This window comes from Amycolatopsis cynarae (genome assembly GCF_026802195.1).
GTDB classification, from domain to species: Bacteria; Actinomycetota; Actinomycetes; order Mycobacteriales; family Pseudonocardiaceae; genus Amycolatopsis_E; species Amycolatopsis_E rhizosphaerae.
The window spans coordinates 712,767-732,089 of record NZ_CP113836.1; the positions used below are offsets into that span (position 1 = coordinate 712,767).

The following is a 19,323-nucleotide window of genomic DNA, read 5'->3' on the forward strand; positions in this document are numbered from 1 at the left end:
GGGCGGAAGGGCACAAAGTCCCTTCGGGAACGTGGCCTGGACCTCAGGTCACGCAGTGTCTCCGGGCACTGACGACGCGGGACTGTCCCGGCCGGCCATGGCTGTGAGGGGCCCCTCACAGCCATTTCGACTGTGAGGGGCCCCTCACGGCTTGCCCTAACCACCTTGGCGTGGCTTCACTGTCACGGAGCGGCGAGCGCCTCGGTCGGCGCCAGCCGCGCGGCCCGGACGGCCGGGTAGAGCCCGGCGAGCGCGCCGATGACCAGGGTGGCGCCGAGCCCGCCCGCCATCACCCACGGCGGCAGATCGATCAGCCAGGACCGGCTCATCGCGTATCCGATGGTGACGAGAGCGCCCAGTGCCACCCCGCCGAGCCCGCCGAGGGCGGACAGCAGGAGGGATTCGGCCAGGAACTGCACCAGGATCTGGCCCCGGGTCGCCCCGAGGGAGCGGCGCAGCCCGATCTCGGTCCGGCGTTCGAGCACGGAGATCACCATCGTGTTGGCGACGCCGACCCCGCCGACGAGCAGGGCGACCGCGCCCAGGCCGACGAGCAGTCCGGTGAACGCCTTGCCGGTGGCCTCGCGTGCGGCGAGCGCGTCGGACGGGCGGGACACCGCCACCTCCGTCGGCGACTTCGGGTTCGCCGTCGCGCCCAGCACGGCGCGGACCGCTTCGACGGCCGAATCCAGCGATCGCGTGTAGATGGCGGTGGGGTGACCGTCGAAGGCGAGGTAGTCCTTCGCGGCGGTCCACCCGACCAGTGCGGAGGAGTCCAGTTCCGGCACCAGCGCGACCGGTGCGAGGATGCCGCCGACGGTGAACCACCGTCCGCCGAGGTAGACCTGGGTGCCGGAGGTGCCGATGCCCAGCCGCCGGGCCGTGGCGGAACCGAGCACCACGACGGGGTAGCGCTCGGTGGCGGCGTTGAGCCAGGCACCGTCGGCGAGGGTCGCGCCCACCGTGTTCAGCAGGCCGAGTTGTGCGGCCCGCACGGTGATCCCGTTGCTTTGCACCGCGGGGATCCTGTCCGTGCGGTACACCTTGGGGTTGGCGAGCCTTCCCTCCGCGGCGACCTTCTCGATCGGTTTGATCCGGGAGATCATCCCGACCGATTCGTCCGGCAGCGTGGCGTCGGTACCGCCCAGGGTCTGGCCGGGCCGCACGGTGAGCAGGTTGGTGCCGAGCGCGGCGAGCGTGCGGTCCAGATCCGCCCGGCTCGACGCGGAAATACCCACCACGGCGGTCATCGCGGCGATTCCGATCGCGATCCCGAGCGCGGACAGGAAGGCCCGCAGAGGGCGGGTGCGCAGCCCGCTGCCGCCCACGCGCAGCAGATCGCCCGGCCGCAGGCGGGCCGGGGACAGGGAACCTCCGTCTGGGTTCGTCACGACCGCACCTCTCCGTCCCGCACGGCGACCTGTCGCGGCAGGGACGCCGCCATCTCGCGGTCATGCGTGATGATCACGACGGTGGTGCCCGCGTAGTGCAACTCCCACAACAGCTCCAGCACACCGGCCCCGGACGCCGAGTCCAGGTTTCCCGTGGGCTCGTCGGCCAGCAGAAGCGCCGGATCACCGGCCACCGCGCGGGCGATCGCGACGCGCTGGCGTTCCCCGCCGGACAGTTCGTGCGGCCGGTGGTCCAGCCGGTGCCCGAGACCGACGCGGGTCAGCGTGTCCTTCGCGCGCTTCCGCCGTTGAGGTCTCGGCGTGCCCCCGTAGAGCAGTCCCTCGGCAACGTTGTCCACAGCGGACAGTCCGGGCGAAAGGTGGAACTGCTGGAAGACGAACCCGATGCGGCGCGCCCGCAACGCGGAGAGCTGCCGGTCCGACAGCCGCGCCACGTCGTGCCCGTCGATCAGGACGGTGCCGGTCGAGGGCCGGTCCAGGGTACCGATCACGTGCAGCAGGGTGGACTTCCCGGAGCCCGAAGGTCCCACGATGGCCACGAGTTCGCCGTAGGAGACCGACAGGCCGACCCCGCGCAGGGCGGCCACGCCCCCCGGATACTCCTTGGTGACCTGGTTCAGTTCGATCACCGCGTTCATGACGGGGTCCCCACCGTCATGCCCTCGGCCAGGCCCGCCCCCGACACCTCGACCCGCCCGCCGCCGAACAGCCCGGTCCGCACCGCGATCATCCGGGTGGTTCCCCCTTCGACGACCTGCACGCCGTACCCGCCTTCGGCGAGCGCGAGCAGCGCCGTGACCGGCACGGTCAGCACGTTCTCCCGCTGGGAGGCGGTGAAGTCGACGTCGATCGAGGCCGCGTCGAGCCCGTCCAGTGCCTTCGGGTCGTCGGGCGTCACCGTGATGCGGATCTTCGTGCTGGCCGAGGAGGAATCCCCGCCCTGTCCGCTCCCGCCGGAACCGCCGCTGCCGCTGCCACTGCCGCTCGTGTCGACCACGGTCTCGGTCCTGGTGATCCGGGCCGGGCAGGTCCTGCCGTCCGGTCGTTTCACCGTCACCGCCGCGTCCTTCACCGCGAGCTGCTGCTGGGCCGTGGAAACCTCCACTGTGACCACGGGAGTGGTGCCGGTGTAGGTGTAGAGCGCACCGTTGGGCTGGGCCGCGTCACCGACTTCGGTCTTCAGCGTGTCCACCCGCACCGGCCCGGCCGCGTAAACCACGCGCCCCAGGTCCACGGTGCCGGTCTGCGGCAGTCCCAGCGATTTCTGCCAGCTCTTCACCGCGGCCGCGGTCGAATCGGTGTACTCGTCGTCCACGGTGAAACCGGTGTAGCCCAGCGCACGGAGGTTCTCTTCGAACTCCTTCACGTCCGAACCCTCGGTGCCGACCGACAGCGCGCGGTACGACGGCAGGGTGCCGTACAGCAGCACCACCGGCAGATCGTCTACTTTGTATGCCGTCTTGCCACGAGTGACGGTGGAACCGGCCAGGGGAAGCGCGGTGATCGTCCCGTTGAGACGGTTGTTCAGCGTAACCGTGTCGCCATGGCTCAGCTCTCCGCTTTCCGTCTGCGTGTCCACCAGCGTCTGCCGGGTCACCTTCGCGGTGCCCGGGGGAAGGGCGGTGCGGGCTCCTCCGGCGTCCCTGCCGCCACCCGGTACGAGGGCGGTGACGGTGACCGCGGCCCCGGCGAGGAGGACCGCCGCCGTCGCGGCCACGAGCAGGGCCCGTTTCCGGCGCCGGGTCATCCGTTGCCGCCCGGCTGCGCGCCCACCGTGCCCGTGCCGTGTTGCGGTGCGTACTGGTCGCATTTCTGCTGGGCCGCGACGAACTTGGGATCCTGCGGGTTGATCCCGGACTTCTCGTCGAAGGCCAGGCCCTTGTCGGTGGGGTCGGGGAAGTTCGGGAACCCGTTCTCCCGCATGCACTGCGCGACCTTGCGGAGCTGTTCCTGGGTTTCGGGGTCGACGGTCTTGCCGTTCCCGGTGATGGTCGGCGCGTACTGCTTGCACTTCTCCTGCGCCGTCCGCATCTGCTCCTTGGTGGCCATGCCCTCCGTGATCACCGGCGGCTGCCCGTCCACCGGATCCGCCACGTTCACGCCGTTCTCCCGCATACAGCGGACGAACTTCAGCATCTTGTCCTGGTCGCTGCCCGTGCTGGTGCCGCTGGGGGTGGCGGTGGCGGTTCCGCCTGCCGTCGCGATGCCCGAACCGTCACCGGAACCACCGCACGCGGCGACGGTCAGTGTCAACAGCAGAGCCGGGAGCAATGCCGTCCTGAGGCGCGTCCTGGGGCGCATGTCGTTCTCCTCCTCCGGTGCCGGAACGGTTCCGGCGCCGGAGCCGAGTACAGCCGGGACGACCTATCCCGGCCGTCACCGGAAATGGTGACGCTGGTTTGACGTCACCGTGGGTGATCATGGCGGTATGCGGATTCTGGTGGTCGAGGACGAGGTGCTGCTGGCGGAGGCCGTGGCGGAGGGGCTGCGGCAGGCCGCGCACGCCGTGGACGTCGTGCACGACGGGGCTGCGGCGCTGGAGCGCGTCGGGGTCAACGACTACGACGTGGTGGTCCTCGATCGCGATCTGCCGGTCGTGCACGGCGACGAGGTGTGCCGCCGGATGACCGGACAGGGCGGCTCGACGCGGGTGCTGATGCTCACCGCGGCCGCCGGGATCGACGATCGCGTCGCCGGGCTCGCGCTGGGCGCGGACGACTACCTGCCGAAGCCGTTCGCCCTCCGCGAGCTGGTCGCGCGGGTGGCCGCGCTGGGGCGGCGGGCGCGGCCCGCGGTGCCGCCGGTGCTGGAGCGCTCCGGCATCCGCCTGGACCCCCATCGCCGTGAGGTGTACCGCGACGGCCGTTACGTTCCTTTGTCCCGCAAGGAGTTCGCCGTTCTCGCGGAACTGCTGCGGGCCGAGGGCACCGCGGTCTCGGCCGAACAACTTTTGGAGAAGGCGTGGGACGAGCACATCGACCCGTTCACCCACGTGGTCCGGATGGCCATTCTCAAGCTTCGGCGCAAGCTCGGCGATCCGCCCGTGGTGCTGACCGAGCCGGGAGTGGGGTACCGGATCCCATGACGCGCCGATGGCCGAGACAGACCCTGCGCACCCGCCTGACGCTGATCTACGGCGGGCTCTTCCTGCTCGCCGGAGTGGTGCTGCTGGCGGTCACGTATTTCCTGGTCGCCCGCCAGCTCCCGGGCACGGGAGGCACCAGTGCCGGACACGTCCGGCTCTATCAGGAGGATCCGGCGAGCCCTGCCCTGGGTCCGCCGCCGCTGTCGGCGAACCCGGCCTTCGTTCAGGACCTGATCCAGCAAACGCGGGACAGCGCGTTGCGCAGTCTGCTGACCCAGGGCGGGATCGCGCTGGCCGTGGTGGGCGCCGCGGCGGTACTGGCGGGCTGGGTGGTCGCGGGCCGGGCGCTGCGACCGCTGCACCGGGTCACCGAGACGGCACGGCGGATCGCCGAAGCCCCGGCGGCCGACCGCGGTCTGCACGAGCGCATCGGCCTGGACGGCCCACGGGACGAGATCAAGGAACTGGCCGACACCTTCGACGTGATGCTGACCCGCCTCGACCAGTCCTTCGACGGGCAGCAGCGGTTCATCGCCAACGCCTCCCACGAGCTGCGTACTCCGCTGACGCTCAACCGGACCCTCTTGGAGGTGGCGCTCGCCGCGGAGTCGGTGACGCCGGAACTCGACCAGCTCGGGACCACCCTGCTCGCTGTCAACGCACGCCACGAACAGCTGATCGAGGGCCTGCTGCTGCTCGCGAGGTCCGAACGCGAGGTGCTCGACCGGTCCTATGTGGACCTCGCGGACGTCGTCGAGCACGTCGTGGACCAGACTCCCACCGGCGAGGTCTCCCTCCGGGTGGAGGCCGCCGAGGCACCCACCACCGGTGATCCCGTACTGCTGGAACGGCTGGTGCAGAACCTGGTGGAAAACGGGGTCCGGCACAACCTCGCCGAACGCGGCTGGGTGCGGGTGACGAGCGGCGTCCGGGACGAGCTGGCCGTCGTGACCGTGACCAACAGCGGGTCCGTCGTGCCCCGCTACGAGATCCCGGGCCTGTTCGAGCCGTTCCGCCGGTTCGGCGCCGACCGGGTCGCCCCCCGGCCCGGGGTGGGTCTTGGCCTGTCGATCGTCCGGGCGGTCGCCCGCGCCCACGGCGGCGACGTGCGGGCGGAGCCGCGGGACGAGGGCGGTCTCGTTGTCACGGTCACGCTCCCGTTGGCCGTCACCGACGGAGTCGCCGAGGCCTGATCGGCACCTTCACGTCAGAGGACCGATCAGGCCGTTGCGGCGGAGGATCCAGATCGCCCGCACGGTCTGGTAGCCGCGCCATTCCAGAGTGGACGCCGGGGAGTAGCTGTCGAAGTCGACGGGCCAGCCGCCGTCGTCCTGTTGCAGCCCGGCGATCCGCCGCAGGTCGGCCTGGACGACTTCGGGCGCGAACAACTCCCGCGCCGGGCCCGGCAGCGGGGAAAAGTCGAGGGGACGCATCAGCTCTTCTTCGCGGCCTCCTTCGACGTGCAGGTGCCCGTCCGCCGGAACGTGCTGCCGCAGCCGGTCCAGTGCCTCGGCCGCCTCCGGATACCGGTCGTGAGCGAGGTCGAGGAACCGCACGGCGAAGGCCAGCACGAGCGCGTGCGGCCGGGAATCGAGGGCGCGGATCGCGGACAGGCAGTATTCGCCGATCCGGTCCAGCCATGGGTGCGCCGCCACGGCGGGGTCGTGCGCCGCGACCCGCAGCGCGTTCTCCGCGACGATCGCGGAGATCTGCAGGGAGGACACTTGCGGATCGGCGCCGGTCCAGAACGGCGCACAGCCCACCGGACTGATCACCGGCAGCGCGAACGGCAACCCGCCGTCGGGCAGCGTCACCGAGGCGAGCCAGTCGCACAACTGCACCGCGCGCGGGCTGGTCACCGGCGCGACGTCGGCGAGCGCCTCGAACGCGTGGAGTGCGGGGCCGGGCTGGCTCTCCGGGGATCGCAGATCGGGCTCCAGGCCCCAGCCGAACCCGCCGTCCGGGTTGCGGTACGCCTCCAGTGCGGCGAGCGTGGCCTCCGGGTCGCCCCGGCCCACCACGTGCCGGAACCGGTGGCGGTCGAGGAGGCGGGCGTGCCGGGTGAGGAACGCCTCGGCCGCGGCAAGGTCGACAGCAGTTTCTACGGACATGCCCTCAGCATGCTGCCTGCCCGCACCCCCGTCTTGTACAAATCGGACCCCCACCGCGCCGGGGCACGACCGTGAAGGGTCCCTTCACAGCACTATTGACCAGGGTCCCGGCAAAGTCCGGTCGGCTCGGGTCCGCCGGCGAGTCCCACGCTGGAGCCGGGGCGGGATGCCCTGAAGGTCGCCTTCAGGGTCATCAACGCCCTCAAGGTCACCTTGAGGGCACCCTCTGGTCCCGGAAGTGCCGTTCCCCTGTCGAAAGAACGCCAAGATCCCGGCGCAAGCCCGGTGCCCTGCTCATCCAGACCGAAGGTGGGACACAAGCGCCAGAGGGTGGGACTCGCGCGGCGGAGCGACACGAGCTAGCGGGGGATGGCGTAGCGCTGGAGCCACTGGTCGTCGGAACGGGGGGAGGGGCCGAACTCGGTGAGCGCGTCGTCGGCCATCGTGCTGATCACTTCGCGGAGTTCGAGCCGGTCGAGCCAGGCGCGGTGGAGAGCCTGCTCGCCGTAGATCGCGCCCGCGATGTTGCCCGCGATCGAACCCGTGGAGTCGCTGTCGCCGTTGTGGTTGATCGCCACCAGCTGCGCACTGCTGAGATCCTGGGTGCTCAGCACGGAGTAGACGCCGATGGCGAGCGCGGTCTCGCCGACGTTGCCGCCGCCGAGTGAGGCGACCTTTTCCGGGGTGGGCGGCCCCTGCTCGGCGAGCCGGAGCGCCTGTTCCAGACACGCCACGGTCTCCTCGTGCCCGTCCCAGCCCCGCAGCAGGTGCCGGGCCAGATCGATCGCCGCGCCCAGTTCGCCCCCGCGGACGAGCTGGCCGACGATCACCGCGAACGCCCCGGCGGGCAGGTAGCCGCTCGGGTGGCTGTGGGTCAGTGCGGCGCTCGCGGCGCCCACCGCGAACACCTCCGCCGGGGCCTCCGACCACAGCGCGACCGGCGCGGCGCGCATGACGCCGCCGCAGCCCTTGGAGTTGTTGACGGTATGGGTGAACGTGGCGCGCTCGCCCGTGCGTGCGTACTCCTTGAGCGCGAAGAAGCAGGTCGCGCCCGGCGCCCTGCGGTGGAACAGCTCGCGGTGGTCCAGCAGCCAGCCGCCGGGCCGTTCACTGGTCTCGTGCGGTCCGCGGGCCCGCTCCCACGGCGTGCCCTGGGTGTGCAGCCAACGCTGGTAGGAGAGCTGGAGTTCCTGGTGCACGTCGGACGGTCTGCCGGTGCGGCGGGCGATGTTCGCCCGGATCATCGCGTCGCAGGTGAACAGCGTCATCTGCGTGTCGTCGGTGATCGTGCCGATGCCGTCGTAGGCGGGAATGAAGTCGACCAGACCGGCCGGGGTGGTCCGCTCGCGGATGCGTTCGATGGTGTCGTTCTCGATCGGCGCGCCGAGCGCGTCCGCGACCGCGCCCGCGAGCATGCTGCCGCGCCAGCGATGCGGCTGGATCGGCCCGGTCGCCACCGGCCCACTGGGCGCAGCAGTCACAGCAGTCACAGCAGTCACAGCAGGAACAGCGGGCGCTTCCGCGAGCGGCGGTACGGCGGGAGGCTGCGCGGGCCCGGGGGCATCGAGAAAGTTCCCCGGCGAGCGCACGGTGGTCGAGGCGGCGCCCACCGAGGGCGCGAACAACGAGTCCTCGGGCGGCTCCACCGGATTCCGCGTGAGGAACCGCTTGCCGTCGGAGTCGAGTCCGATGAACAGCTCCACCCGGTGCACCGAAACCGGTGGCGTCAGCGGCCAGGGGCCGCTGTCGACCTTCTTCTGCCCCTCCAGCAGCCGTTTGAGCGTGGCGAGATCGTTGTCGCTGATCCAATGGTCGCCGGCCATGCGTGCGGGCGCTCCTCCCCGTCGTTTTCCGTCACATTCGTTCCCGTACTCAGCCCGCGGGATAGCGCTTTCGCCATTCCTTGCGTTCGGACCCGCTTTCCCGCCAGATGCCGTGCCGGGCGAAGCTGAGGTAGATGTCCTCGGCCATGTTCTCCACCAGGCCGAGTTTGCCGAGTTGCCGGACCCATGGACCCGGCAGGCCCGCCACTCCGTGCCGCGCGCCGACCAGCGCGCCGGTCAGCGCCCCGGTGAGCGGCCGGTTCCCCGAGTGGTTCACCGCCACGGTCAGCGCGGGCGGCGGGAAGATCTGCTTCCAGGTGTCCCCCTGGTCGAGAAAGGCCACCGAGTTGTACGGCACGAACCAGCCTTCGGGTACGCGCCGCACCGCGTTCCGGTCGATCCGGACGGGGTTCGGGCTCTGTGCGTGGACCTCGCGCAGCCACTGGTCGACCTTGGCTACCGCTTCAGCCGCTTCCACTACTTGATCCTTTCACGGCCGTGCGCGGCACCGGCCGGTGCGGCGGGCACGGTGAGATGTCTGATGTGGACGGACGAGGTGGCCGGGTGGCGGAGGGTCGTTCGCGTGCTCGGCGGCATCGTGCGCGGCTTCGGCCTGCCAGCTTTCCGGCGTATGGTAGTCGAGCTCGAAGATCACCCCGGTCTCCGGTTCCCGCCATCGCGCGGTGATGCCCTGCCCATCGCCGCCGTCGAGCCAGCCGTTCCGGAGCTCCACCGGTTCGTAGCCCGCCGCGGCGAGCCGGGACTGGAGTTCCCGCACCTCGGCGGTGTAGTCCTCGGTGGGCAGGGAGAGGCTGTACCGGATGGCGCCGGGAATCTCGCGCAGCGCCTTCAGCGGGTCGAGTCCGTCCTCGGCCGCCAGCCTTTCCGCGAGCTCCTGCTTGATCCGGTCGGCGGGCCCGAGTTCGTGTTCCGGATCTTCGAACCGGGCCCCCGGGATGTCCCGGGCCAGTTCGTGCAACCGGCACCGGATACCGCCCGTGCCGTCGGTGTCGGTCTTTGCCGTGCGCGGCCTCCTCGACGAGCGGCAGGAAGGCGTCCACCAGCCGGTTGACCTCGGGGGAGAGCTGGTCACCGTCACGCAGATCGCGGCCGTCCGGCGGGAAAAGGCGCGGAGTGTCCGCGATGACGAATACCGCAGGGTGGCGGAGGAATCCCGCGCTGACCGCGGTCTTCACCATCTTCGTCATGCTCGACGCGATCGAGTACAAGATGATGGGCCTGAGCATGGCCGTCGCGGTACTCGTCGACGCCACGGTCGTCCGCGGAGTCCTGCTCCCCGCCGCATTGACGCTGGTGGCGCCGGGCACCGCGGCGGCCGGAGCATCACGCCACCGTCTGAGGGTGGCTCGCCGCGAGTCGTCGACCCCCACGGTGAAACGGGACACCGCGAAGAGGGCCAACGGCCATCGAACAGTGTGGGCCCGGTGGGACTCGAACCCACACTGGCACGGACCTAAACCGTGTGCCTCTGCCAATTGGGCTACGGGCCCGACCTGTGCAGCCTAGCGTCTCGCTCCCGGCGGGCTTGGGGCGTGGCTGCTACGGGCGGGTAGGCGCGGTGATTTACGGTGGTGCCCTGCCAAGGTGAGGAGGACTGGTGGCCCGCGACCCCGACACCATCGAGCGCGAGATCGAGCAGGCCCGCAAGGCGCTCGCGTCGACGTTGGATCAGTTGAGCGAGAAGGCCGACCCGAAACGGCTGGCCGAGTCGGCGAAGACCAGCGTGCTGGCCAAGCTCGAGGAGCCGAAGGTGAAGTACCCGCTCATCGGTGCCGGCGTGCTCATCGCCGCACTGCTGGTGCGCAAGCTCTTCCGCTGAAAGCCGTGAAGGGTCCCTTCACAGCCGATATGGCCGTGAAGGGACCCTCCACGGCTCATCTCGGCCCGGTCAACGCCCGGCAGCGGCGGTGCGCCTCGGCTTGGGCTTGGTGAGGGCGTCGCCGATGTCGGTGGTCAGCTTGGCCTTCGCGGCCCTCGTGACCTTCGGCTTTTCCTGGTCGTCCTGCGGCTGGGCGGGAACCTGCGCCGCCGGGGCGGACTCGGGGATCTCGAGCGGGGCGGTCTCCGGGAGGGTCAGCCGCGCGCTCATGTAGGCCGCGGTGAACTCCAGAGCGCTGCCGTTGAGCAGGTGCACGACCGTCGCCCCCTTGGCCTCGGCACCCAGTTCCTCGACGAGTTGATCGACGCTGTCCCGCGCCGCGATGATGCCTGGTGCGCGCCCCGTCAGGGTCCTGCCCCCGCCCGCGACCGTGACCGTCCAGTCGTCGTCTTCCTGGACGTAGATCGCCGTGATCGGTTCCGCCATCTCTTCCACCCCTGCCACTGGCCTCGTTGCTCCGCTGGGGGAGCGCGTGCGACACGTACCCGCACAACACCGATCAGGTTAACCCGATAGGGCGTATCCGCAGGGCCGTTCGCCGACTTTCGTCGCCCTCTATCGATACCCCATTACGACTCTAGGTGACAAGCCACGGGCAGAAATGTGCTCTGCGTGACGGTGCGCGGTGCAAATGCACGTGCATCCGGCAAGTTACCGCCCGGTGTTCACCGCGCGCGGTCGCGAAGACTGGCCCAGAGCAGGTCCATCGCCGCGTCGGTAGCCCATTCGGGTGTGACGTCCTCATGCCGTTCGCACCAGATGGCCAGGCGTTCGCACGCCCCGACGACGAATTCGGCCGCCGCTTCCACCCGAAGGGGGGATCCGAGGTCGAAATAGCCGTCCATCAGCTTCGCGATCAGATCCGTCTGCTGCTGACGAGTGGCCTCGATCTCATCCGAGGCGGTGGTGGTGCCGATCAACATCATTTCGTTCCGCAGCAGGGACCACGCCTGCCGGTGTTCGCGGATGTAGCGGAAGAACGCGAGGAGTCCACTGTGCAGGGCCTCCTGGGCCGAGGCGGCCCCGATCACCGCCCGCTCGGTCACCTCGCGCAGTTCCGTCCTCGACTGGGCGATGCAGGCGGCGAGGAGCCCCTCCTTGGAGCGGAAATACTCGTAGAGCATCGGCTTCGACACACCGACCCGTTCGGCGATCTCGTCCATCGATGCCGCCAGGTAGCCGTGTTCGGCGAACACGGCCTCGGCGACCTGGATCATCTGCCGTTCCCGCTCCGCGCGCGGCATGCGTTTCCGGGGACTCGAGGTGCTCACTCGATTCAGTCTACCCAAGGTAACCTACTTAAAGTAAGGTGGACTCACGGTAACACCCATGTTCGGGTGCTCACCGGAATCGGCCGATCACGGAGGACAGACAATGGGCGAGCGGACTGAGGCGGGCGTGGTCATCGTCGGCACCGGGTTCTCGGGGCTCGGCATGGCCATCCAGCTGCGCAAACAGGGGCGTGACGACTTCGTCATCCTGGAGAAGGCCCAGGACGTCGGCGGCACCTGGCGGGACAACACCTATCCCGGCTGCGCCTGCGACATCCAGTCGCACATGTATTCGTTCTCCTTCGAACAGAACCCGCACTGGACGCGGTCCTTCTCACCCCAGCCCGAGATCTGGGAGTACCTGCGGGGCGTTGCCCGCAAGTACGACCTGTACCGCTTCATCCGGTTCGGCCAGGAGATGACCGGTGCCCGCTGGGACACCGACGAGCACCGCTGGCACGTCGCCACGAGGGGCGGCGACGAGTTCGTGGGGCGCTTCCTGGTCAACGGGGTGGGTGCGCTGCACCTGCCCCAGATCCCGGAGCTGACCGGGATCGAGGACTTCCAGGGTGAGAAGTTCCATTCGGCCGAGTGGAACCACGACTTCGACCTGCGCGGCAAGCGGGTCGCGGTCGTGGGCACCGGGGCCAGTGCGATCCAGTTCGTCCCGCAGATCGCCCGCGAGGTCGAACAGTTGACGCTGTTCCAGCGCACGCCGCCGTGGGTGCTGCCCAAGCCCGACCACGCCATGCCGGAGTGGGCGCGGAGCCTGTTCGAGAAGGTCCCTGGCGTGCAACGGATCTACCGGGACGCGCTGTACTGGATGCTGGAGGCCCGCGCGATCGGTTTCAACGGCCAGCCGTGGGTGATGCGCCTGGCGCAGAAGCTGGCCAAGGCCAACATCGACCGCAACATCCCCGATCCCGTGCTGCGCCGCAAACTCACCCCGGACTACACCATGGGCTGTAAGCGCGTCCTGATCTCCAACGACTACTACCCGGCTCTGGCCAGGGACAACGTGGACGTGAACACCTCCGGGGTGGCGCAGGTGCGCGCGCACGGCGTGGTCGACGGGGCCGGTGTGGAGCATCGGGTGGACGCGATCATCTTCGGCACCGGCTTCCACGTCACCGACGCCTTCGACAACCTCGACATCATCGGCGAGGGTGGACGCAACCTGTCGAAGGAATGGGCGGCCGAAGGGATGCGGACCCACCTCGGCATCACCGTGTCCGGCTTCCCCAACCTGTTCTTCCTGCTCGGCCCGAACACCGGACTGGGGCACAACTCGGTGGTCTTCATGATCGAGTCGCAGATCCGCTACATAGCGGAAGCCATCGGACTGGTGGAGGGGTCCCGCGCGGGCGGTCTCGTGCCGCGCCCGGACGTGCAGGAACGGTTCAACGACGAGATCCAGCGCAAGCTGAACCGGGGTGTGTGGACCCAGGGCGGCTGCAAGAGCTGGTACCTCGACGCCAAGGGCGTGAACCGCACCGTCTGGCCCGGATTCACCTGGCGCTACTGGATGGCGACCCGCAAGCTCCGCCCGGCCGACTTCGAACTCGTCGGCACGAAGGCTGGTTGAGTCGGCTCTACTCGCCGGGGCCCGCCTCTTCCGGCCGCTGGAGGCGGGCCAGGAGTTCGGGGGCGGGGAGACCGCACAGTTCGGCCATGCGCTCGATCGCGGGCCGGTCGAGCTGGACCTCCCGCGGGGTGCCCGGCTGGCGCAGCCGGTCTTCGGCCCATCGGCGCAACGGCAGCAGTTCGGGCCGGGAGTCGGCGACGACCTCCGCCAGGTCGAGCCGCACCCGGCCGGGCTCGTCGGAGAACACCCGCCGGTGCACCCGCGCCAGCAGGTCCTGGGGCAGCTCGTCCATCGCGAGGCACAGTTCTACCAGCCGCACCACCGAGCACTGCCGCGTGCCCAGTTCGTAGGTCGCCAGCGTCTGGAGCGAGATGTCGCTTTGCAGGTGCTGGTTCAGTTCCTTGCGCGTCCACCCTCGCCGCCGGCGGAGCTTGCGGAGTTCCTCCCCCAGAACCCGCTGGTAGCGGTCGCTGTCGATGTGCACTCCTCGTCCCCTGCCTTGACCCTGCGCGGTGCCGTTGCCCGGCGCCGGCAGGTCCGGTCGAACTTCAGCGATTCCCACAGGTATGTAAGTCGCTGAGCGGCCTGCTCTTACGCGACTTCGGCGGACTCGTTGAAGTTGTTCTGGAGGATTAGGTCGTTCGGCCTAACGGGACGAGGTTAATCGGAGTAGCTAGTTCACGCAGGTGATGCCGTCGGCGGTGATCGGTTTGTCGTCCCCGGAGGGGGCCGGTGCGGCGTTCGACGTGGGGGCACCGGCGACCTGCTGGGCCGGTGCGGTGGGGCCGGAGTAGTCGCTGCCGACGACCACGACCACACGCCCGGCGGGGATCGAGGTGTCCAGTTGCAGCGTGGCCGGCGAGCCCAGCGCGTCGGCCACGCTCTGTGCCGCGTCCTTGGCGCCGGAGGGATAACGGATGGTGGTGCGGGTGACACGGCCCGTGGCGTTGCCGGTCTCGCCGCCGGTGAAGCCCTTCCCAGTCAGCACCTGGGACACGGTGTTCGCCAAACCCTGCTTGGCCGTTCCGTTGTGGACGTCCACAGTGGTGCCCGCGTTCGGGTTGGGCGCGGCGGAGGCGGGCTGGCCCGCCACCGCGGTCTGGCCCTGCACGAACTGCCGCACCTGCGCCGGGTCCACCTTGATGGCCGAGCCGTCCTCGGGCGTGTTGTAGTCCACGTCCTGCACCGGAATGGTCTCGAACTCCAGTTTCCCGCCGGTGAGGCCCTTCATCTGCTGGGCGAAGCCCAGGATGTCCCAGCCCTGGTTGAGCACCACGGACTTCTTGATCGCGTCGATGAGGTCGCTCAGTTTGGACGGATCGGCCAGTGTGCCCGCGGACAGCACCTTCTGCGCCATCCCGGCCATGAACACCTGCTGGCGCACCACGCGGTCGAGGTCGCCGCGCGGCAGCCCGTGGCGCTGACGCACGAACTCGAGCGCCTCGATCCCGGAGATGGTGTGCCTGCCCTTGGTGAAATTCGCCCCCGAGTACGAGTCGTTGACGTTGTCCTTCAGGCAGACGTCGACGCCGCCGATGGCCTTCGTGATCTCGGAGAAGCCGAGCAGGTTGATCGACGCGTAGTTGTCGATGGACGAGCCGGTGAGCTGCTCTACCGTGGCGATGAGGGTTTGGGCCCCGGCCTGCGCGCTTTTGACCTCGACGTCCCGTGAATCCTTGTCGCCGGAGTTCAGCAGCCGCTTGCGTTCGGCCGCCTTTCCGCGCGCGTAGGCGGAATTGATCTTGTGCTTGCCGAAGCCGGGGATGGTCACGTAGGAGTCGCGGGGCAGCGAGATCGCGACGGCTTTGCTGCCGTCGTTGGGGATGTGCACCATGATCAGCGTGTCGGTGTTCTCCTCGCCGTCGGAGACCCCGGCCCGCAGGTCATCGAGAAGCTGCTGGGGCAGCGGGTTGCCCTGCGCGTCGGTCCGGCTGTCCATGCCGACCAGCAGGATGTCGCGGGCCCCGTCCGCGGGCCGGTCCCCGCTGATCACGTCGGCCGTGGTGAGGCCGCTGACCAGGCCCTGCATCGCGGCCCAGGCGTAGCCGGTCAGGCTGATCACCAGCAGCGAGACCAGACCCAGCACGATCTTGATACCGCGGCGGCGGTGGCGCGGCGGGGGCGGCGGAGCCGGGCGGCGGGAGGCCGGGATGGGGCGCCGCTCGGTGCGGGTCACGGCGGGCTTGGCGGGTCCTGCCCGCCGGGCCGCACCCGCGCGTTGCGCATCCGTGGGGCGTCCCTGCCGCGGGGGCGCGGGACGGCGAGGCCCACGCTCGTTCCGTGGCGGATACTCCACGCCGACGTCTCCCTTCCCCGATTACAGGCCCACCGGGTGCTCACAGGTAAGACGTCCGTCCCGTGGCACCGGTTGCCGTAGCGTCGCATACCGGCGGGTAAAGGTGGTTCACAACACCCGGTTAACGGTTTTCGATCACCGTTCTGGCTGGTAGGAGGGCACCGGCCGCGCAGAGGAGCGCGAAGACCGCGGTCGCCCCGTTGACGGCGACGGTGACCACTTCCCCGTGGTACCCGTCGGCCGCCTCCAGTAGCGGCGGGACGCAGGCCATCGCGGTGACCACCCAGGTGCTCGCCGCGGCGCTCGCCCCGGTTCGCACCGCGTGCAGCAGGAACACCCCGAGCAGCAGCTGGATCAGGTTCTGGATTGGGTCCAGCGGCAGGCCGAGCAGGGTCTGCCCGCCGTCACCACCGAACCGGGTGAGCGCGAAGCCGAACAGCCCGATGGTGGCGAACCCGGTGCCCAGCGCCGTCGCGGCGTGGGCGAGCCAGCCACTCGGCCGGTGGTGGTGCCAGGGGACGTGCCCGTCCCCGTGGCGCTCGAACCACCAGAACACCAGCAGCGCGGGTACCGCCAGCAGGCCCAGCGCCACCAGGGTGCGCGGGCCGAGGAGCCAGGCCAGCGTGGCGGCGGGCCGGGACACGATGGTCACCAGCAGCAGCATCGCGGCGAGGAACGCGAGGTAGAGGCTCATGGGCGCGCGCAGCGCGAACCGGACGGGCACGGCGAGCGCCCTGCGGCGGGTCAGCCGGGCCAGTGGCCGGGCGAACAGGCCCAGCAGGCCCAGTTGGACCATGCCGAGCAGCAGCACGGGCAGGGCCGGAGCGGCCAGCGCGGGCAGGGCGCCGGGGGTGTCGATCAGTGTGGGGGAGAACCCGCCCGCGGTGGTGAGCAGGACCAGCCCGGCCAGGCCCGCCACCACCCCGGTGGCCAGGCGGGCGGGACGGCGGAGGGGCAGGCCGCCGAAGGCGACCTGCTGGGCGAGCAGTGCCAGCGCGAACACGGCCAGGTAACGCGGGACCGGCGAGCTCACCCAGCTCGCGGTGAGCTCCGCCGACAGCAGGAAGACCAGCAGGCCCAGCCGGGTGAGCACGGCCGCCCGCCGGTGCAGGGCCAGCATGACCGGGGTCGCCACGACGGTCAGCAGGTAGACGCCGAGCAGCCACAGCGGGTGCAGGGCGAGGCGGACGACGGCGGCATTGGTGCCATCGGGGATGCCGAGGAGCTCCAGTGCCAGCGGGACCGCCGAGGCGACCACCACGAAGATCAGCGCGGGCCGCAGCACCCTGCTGGCCCGGTGCGCCAGGTACTGGCGGTAGCCGCCGCCCGCGCCGGTGACCGCCTGCCAGCCCGCGGCGTTGGCCCGGCCGCCGGCGAAGAAGAACAGCGGCGCGAGCTGGACCAGCCAGGTGAACGGCGCCAGCGCCCCCTCGCTCGCCCCGGCCCAGCGTGCGAGTGCGATCAGGGACTCGCCCAGCGTCAGCAGGATCAGGCAGGCCGCGCAGAGCGTCATCCACAGCGAGGTGAAGGCCGGTCGGGTCCCGGGCGCCGGTGCCGGTTCGGGTGCCTTGTCCGAGGCCGGACGCGTCCGGCGACGGGTGTGCCAGCCCCGCAGCCGCAGTACGAGCAGGCAGCCGATCACCGCGATCCCGGCCAGCATCGGCCCGATCGGGTCGCCGACCGGCGGCCCCCACCGCTGGTGCCAGGAGTTGACCACGAGGCCGGCGGTGTAGAGCGACGCGACGAGTTGGCAGGTGTGCGGTGAGCCGTTCGGGTTGATCCGGCACATCGCGTGCATGTCGGCGGACAGCCGGGCGTCGAGCGAGGCGCGTGCCGACGAGGGCAGCGGTTGGCCCACCTTGTCCGCGTACCGGAGCAGGTCGTAACCGAGATCGTGTGCCTTGCACGGCACGCTGTAGTCCCACTCGGTGTTGTCGTCGCCCCAGGGCGCGGAACACCCGCCGTCGACGTGCACCGCCCGTACCGTTCCGTCACGGCCGGGGATCGCGCCGGGAACGATGCCGGTGACCTGGGTGAAGTCGGCGGGCAGGAGGCTCAGCGCGGTCGCCTGGGGGCCGGGGTGGACGAGCGCGTCGATGGCCCGCTGGGCCGCCGCGGCGCCGCCGGTCAGCGCGCCCTGGTCCGGCGGGGCGGTGGGGCGTGAGGCGACGAACCCGAAACCGAGCAGGGCCAGGGTCAGGGCGAGCAGCCAGGCGGAGGTCGACAGCGGCCGTCGTGAGCTCGGGGACTCGGCGCGGGTGATCATGGGCTCCAGGGTGTCAGGGGCGGCGGCGGTCTCCTAGGGGGAAATCCCCCGGGTCGGGTGGCACCCTAATGCCCCCACGGTCGGTAACCTGACCCCCTTTGCCGACACGGTGGTGGCAGCGGGGGCTCTTTGCTCCGAATGATTCGAAGCAAAGAGCCCCCGCTGCGAACACTTCCTCAGGCGAGGGGAAGCGGGCTGGGCCTGACCTCGGCCAGCCGGACCTGGTTGCGGCCGCCCTCCTTGGCCTCGTAGACGGCGGCGTCGGCGGCCTGCATGAGGGTCTGGAGCGTGTCGCCGTGGTCGGGGTACACCGCCACCCCGATCGAGGCCGTGCGATCGAACACGGTGATCTTGTCGCCCCGCTTGTTGGTGGTGGCGATCCGGAGCTGGGCCACGGCGGCGCGGATCCGCTCGGCGGCCCCGGTCGCCGCCGCCTGGTCGGCGTCCGGCAGCAGCACCAGGAACTCCTCCCCGCCGAAGCGGCCGACCACGTCGCTGGGCCGCGTGACCTCGTTGAGCAGCTGGGCCAGGTTCCGCAGTACGTCGTCCCCCGCCGGGTGCCCGAAGGTGTCGTTGATCCACTTGAAGTGGTCGAGGTCGATCATCAGCACCCCCAGCCGGTCGTCGGACTTCGTCGCCCTGGCCAGTGCCCGCTCCGCGGACTCGGTCCAGCCCCGCATGTTGAACACCTGGGTCTTCGGGTCGGTGCGCACGTCGTCCTGCAGTTGCTCGAGCTCGGCCAGCCGGTTGAACACCACGGTGACCACGGCCATGATCGCCACCGTCGGGGGCAGGACCACGAGCAGGATCGCGGTGACCGCGCCGAGGCCGATCGTGATCGCCTCCAGCAGGTTGTCGGCCCTGCTGCCGAGCACGCTCCGCACGGTCGGTTTCGTCTGCGACGCCAGGCTCAGAATGCTGCTGACGTAGAGGATCTGGACCGTCTCGAAGACCAGGCCGGCCACCACGAGTTTGCCGAACTCGGTCAGTGAGGAGACCGCGGACAAAGCCTCCCAGTGCCGTCCGCCGAGGGCGAGGAACACCGAATGGGCCACCGTCGCGGCCAGCATATGGGTTATTGACGAAAACACGAAGTTGTGCGCGGGGCGCCGGGCGACGAACCAGTGCTGGATCCGAATAAGCAGTACCAGCAGTACCGTCAGCGGGGCCGGCAGAATAATCGCGGCCGGGAAGACCCAAACCGCGGTGAGGTCGATGAGTACCGTCCGCACCCGATTTCGGCGGCGCTCTTCCTGGCGCCGGGTCAACTGGATGTGGACCGTCGCGCCGGCCGTGAGAATCGCGAACCGCAGCCAATCGGGAACGCCCGGCACGGGCGTGGTCGAGAATGCCACGGCGAACCAGGCAAACGCCAGCAACTCGGCGCAGACCAGGAATGCGATGAATCGCTTGGGCCGCCGCCACAATGCCCAATTGCGCGGGCGAAATGAGCGAAGCGTGCCCGGAGAATCACTCGTCGTGTCCGTCTCCGGGGGCAGGTCTCCGGCGGGTTTTGTCGTCACGCGGACCGTGCCGCCGGTGCCCTGGTCGTCCGTGCCGGCCGTTTGGCCGGG

General features: G+C 70.2%; 18 protein-coding genes and 1 tRNA gene. 4 read left to right on the forward strand and 15 right to left on the reverse strand.

Translation table 11 applies throughout. The features are described from left to right. Window positions 1-182: 182 nt before the first annotated feature. The 4 genes from ORV05_RS03430 to ORV05_RS03445 are packed head-to-tail and all read right to left on the reverse strand — an operon-like array spanning window position 183 to window position 3,713. Window positions 183-1,391 (reverse strand): ABC transporter permease, encoded by a 1,209-nt coding sequence (locus ORV05_RS03430; RefSeq protein WP_268756997.1) that lies wholly within the window; start codon window positions 1,389-1,391, stop codon window positions 183-185. Beyond that, complete coding sequence (locus ORV05_RS03435) at window positions 1,388-2,050, reverse strand: ABC transporter ATP-binding protein (protein WP_268756998.1); 663 nt, start codon at window positions 2,048-2,050, stop codon at window positions 1,388-1,390. The genes ORV05_RS03430 and ORV05_RS03435 overlap by 4 nt, the downstream gene beginning before the upstream one ends. Continuing rightward, on the reverse strand, window positions 2,047-3,159 hold the full coding sequence (locus ORV05_RS03440) for a peptidoglycan-binding domain-containing protein (protein WP_268756999.1): 1,113 nt from the start codon (window positions 3,157-3,159) through the stop codon (window positions 2,047-2,049). The genes ORV05_RS03435 and ORV05_RS03440 overlap by 4 nt, the downstream gene beginning before the upstream one ends. After that, window positions 3,156-3,713 (reverse strand): hypothetical protein, encoded by a 558-nt coding sequence (locus ORV05_RS03445; protein ID WP_268757000.1) that lies wholly within the window; start codon window positions 3,711-3,713, stop codon window positions 3,156-3,158. The genes ORV05_RS03440 and ORV05_RS03445 overlap by 4 nt, the downstream gene beginning before the upstream one ends. Before the next feature lie 127 nt (window positions 3,714-3,840). Between ORV05_RS03445 and ORV05_RS03450 the strand changes: the two genes are divergently transcribed. Both ORV05_RS03450 and ORV05_RS03455 read left to right on the forward strand, forming a co-directional pair. Beyond that, window positions 3,841-4,497 (forward strand): response regulator transcription factor, encoded by a 657-nt coding sequence (locus tag ORV05_RS03450; RefSeq protein ID WP_268757001.1) that lies wholly within the window; start codon window positions 3,841-3,843, stop codon window positions 4,495-4,497. Continuing rightward, window positions 4,494-5,690 carry a sensor histidine kinase gene (locus ORV05_RS03455; RefSeq protein ID WP_268757002.1) on the forward strand — a complete coding sequence of 399 codons (1,197 nt, stop codon included), beginning with the start codon at window positions 4,494-4,496 and terminating at the stop codon, window positions 5,688-5,690. Before ORV05_RS03450 ends, ORV05_RS03455 begins: the two co-directional genes overlap by 4 nt. Window positions 5,691-5,699: 9 nt before the next feature. On the opposite strand, the gene ORV05_RS03460 is transcribed toward ORV05_RS03455, so the two are convergent. The 5 genes from ORV05_RS03460 to ORV05_RS03480 form a co-directional block, all read right to left on the reverse strand. Further along, complete coding sequence (locus ORV05_RS03460) at window positions 5,700-6,608, reverse strand: prenyltransferase/squalene oxidase repeat-containing protein (protein ID WP_268757003.1); 909 nt, start codon at window positions 6,606-6,608, stop codon at window positions 5,700-5,702. Between the two features lie 359 nt (window positions 6,609-6,967). Then, window positions 6,968-8,431 carry an ADP-ribosylglycohydrolase family protein gene (locus tag ORV05_RS03465; protein ID WP_268757004.1) on the reverse strand — a complete coding sequence of 488 codons (1,464 nt, stop codon included), beginning with the start codon at window positions 8,429-8,431 and terminating at the stop codon, window positions 6,968-6,970. Window positions 8,432-8,480: 49 nt separating this feature from the next. Beyond that, entirely contained in the window at window positions 8,481-8,909 is a 429-nt protein-coding gene (locus tag ORV05_RS03470; protein WP_268757005.1) for a YrhB domain-containing protein, read from the reverse strand. A 12-nt stretch (window positions 8,910-8,921) separates the two neighbouring features. Next, window positions 8,922-9,410, reverse strand: coding sequence for a hypothetical protein (locus tag ORV05_RS03475; RefSeq protein ID WP_268757006.1), 489 nt, complete (start codon window positions 9,408-9,410; stop codon window positions 8,922-8,924). A gap of 458 nt (window positions 9,411-9,868) precedes the next feature. Next, window positions 9,869-9,942, reverse strand: a tRNA-Leu gene (locus ORV05_RS03480). A 107-nt stretch (window positions 9,943-10,049) separates the two neighbouring features. Here ORV05_RS03480 and ORV05_RS03485 point away from each other — a divergent pair. Beyond that, on the forward strand, window positions 10,050-10,271 hold the full coding sequence (locus tag ORV05_RS03485) for a DUF3618 domain-containing protein (protein ID WP_268757007.1): 222 nt from the start codon (window positions 10,050-10,052) through the stop codon (window positions 10,269-10,271). 69 nt (window positions 10,272-10,340) lie between these two features. Here the strand turns inward: ORV05_RS03485 and ORV05_RS03490 are convergent, their stop codons facing one another. Both ORV05_RS03490 and ORV05_RS03495 read right to left on the reverse strand, forming a co-directional pair. Then, entirely contained in the window at window positions 10,341-10,757 is a 417-nt protein-coding gene (locus ORV05_RS03490) for a hypothetical protein (RefSeq protein ID WP_268757008.1), read from the reverse strand. A 239-nt stretch (window positions 10,758-10,996) separates the two neighbouring features. After that, window positions 10,997-11,575 carry a TetR/AcrR family transcriptional regulator gene (locus ORV05_RS03495; RefSeq protein ID WP_268759680.1) on the reverse strand — a complete coding sequence of 193 codons (579 nt, stop codon included), beginning with the start codon at window positions 11,573-11,575 and terminating at the stop codon, window positions 10,997-10,999. Between the two features lie 130 nt (window positions 11,576-11,705). On the opposite strand from ORV05_RS03495, the gene ORV05_RS03500 reads away from it, so the two are divergent. Further along, complete coding sequence (locus ORV05_RS03500; RefSeq protein ID WP_268757009.1) at window positions 11,706-13,187, forward strand: flavin-containing monooxygenase; 1,482 nt, start codon at window positions 11,706-11,708, stop codon at window positions 13,185-13,187. A gap of 7 nt (window positions 13,188-13,194) precedes the next feature. Here the strand turns inward: ORV05_RS03500 and ORV05_RS03505 are convergent, their stop codons facing one another. The 4 genes from ORV05_RS03505 to ORV05_RS03520 all read right to left on the reverse strand — a co-directional run bounded on the left by ORV05_RS03505 (window position 13,195) and on the right by ORV05_RS03520 (window position 19,176). Further along, on the reverse strand, window positions 13,195-13,671 hold the full coding sequence (locus ORV05_RS03505) for a helix-turn-helix domain-containing protein (protein WP_268757010.1): 477 nt from the start codon (window positions 13,669-13,671) through the stop codon (window positions 13,195-13,197). 189 nt (window positions 13,672-13,860) lie between these two features. Further along, complete coding sequence (locus ORV05_RS03510; RefSeq protein ID WP_407652679.1) at window positions 13,861-15,483, reverse strand: LCP family protein; 1,623 nt, start codon at window positions 15,481-15,483, stop codon at window positions 13,861-13,863. A gap of 121 nt (window positions 15,484-15,604) precedes the next feature. Next, window positions 15,605-17,749: a DUF4383 domain-containing protein gene (locus tag ORV05_RS03515; protein ID WP_268757011.1), complete on the reverse strand. Its 2,145-nt coding sequence runs from the start codon at window positions 17,747-17,749 to the stop codon at window positions 15,605-15,607. A 176-nt stretch (window positions 17,750-17,925) separates the two neighbouring features. Then, window positions 17,926-19,176 carry a GGDEF domain-containing protein gene (locus ORV05_RS03520; RefSeq protein WP_407652680.1) on the reverse strand — a complete coding sequence of 417 codons (1,251 nt, stop codon included), beginning with the start codon at window positions 19,174-19,176 and terminating at the stop codon, window positions 17,926-17,928. Between the last annotated feature and the right edge of the window lie 147 nt (window positions 19,177-19,323).

Bases quoted from the DNA above. Each gene is read 5' to 3' on its own strand.
- ORV05_RS03435 (WP_268756998.1), bottom strand. From the start codon at position 2,050: ATGAACGCGGTGATCGAACTGAACCAGGTCACCAAGGAGTATCCGGGG.
- ORV05_RS03440 (WP_268756999.1), bottom strand. From the start codon at position 3,159: ATGACCCGGCGCCGGAAACGGGCCCTGCTCGTGGCCGCGACGGCGGCG.
- ORV05_RS03445 (WP_268757000.1), bottom strand. From the start codon at position 3,713: ATGCGCCCCAGGACGCGCCTCAGGACGGCATTGCTCCCGGCTCTGCTG.
- ORV05_RS03450 (WP_268757001.1), top strand. From the start codon at position 3,841: ATGCGGATTCTGGTGGTCGAGGACGAGGTGCTGCTGGCGGAGGCCGTG.
- ORV05_RS03455 (WP_268757002.1), top strand. From the start codon at position 4,494: ATGACGCGCCGATGGCCGAGACAGACCCTGCGCACCCGCCTGACGCTG.
- ORV05_RS03460 (WP_268757003.1), bottom strand. From the start codon at position 6,608: ATGTCCGTAGAAACTGCTGTCGACCTTGCCGCGGCCGAGGCGTTCCTC.
- ORV05_RS03465 (WP_268757004.1), bottom strand. From the start codon at position 8,431: ATGGCCGGCGACCATTGGATCAGCGACAACGATCTCGCCACGCTCAAA.
- ORV05_RS03490 (WP_268757008.1), bottom strand. From the start codon at position 10,757: ATGGCGGAACCGATCACGGCGATCTACGTCCAGGAAGACGACGACTGG.
- ORV05_RS03495 (WP_268759680.1), bottom strand. From the start codon at position 11,575: ATGCCGCGCGCGGAGCGGGAACGGCAGATGATCCAGGTCGCCGAGGCC.
- ORV05_RS03500 (WP_268757009.1), top strand. From the start codon at position 11,706: ATGGGCGAGCGGACTGAGGCGGGCGTGGTCATCGTCGGCACCGGGTTC.
- ORV05_RS03515 (WP_268757011.1), bottom strand. From the start codon at position 17,749: ATGATCACCCGCGCCGAGTCCCCGAGCTCACGACGGCCGCTGTCGACC.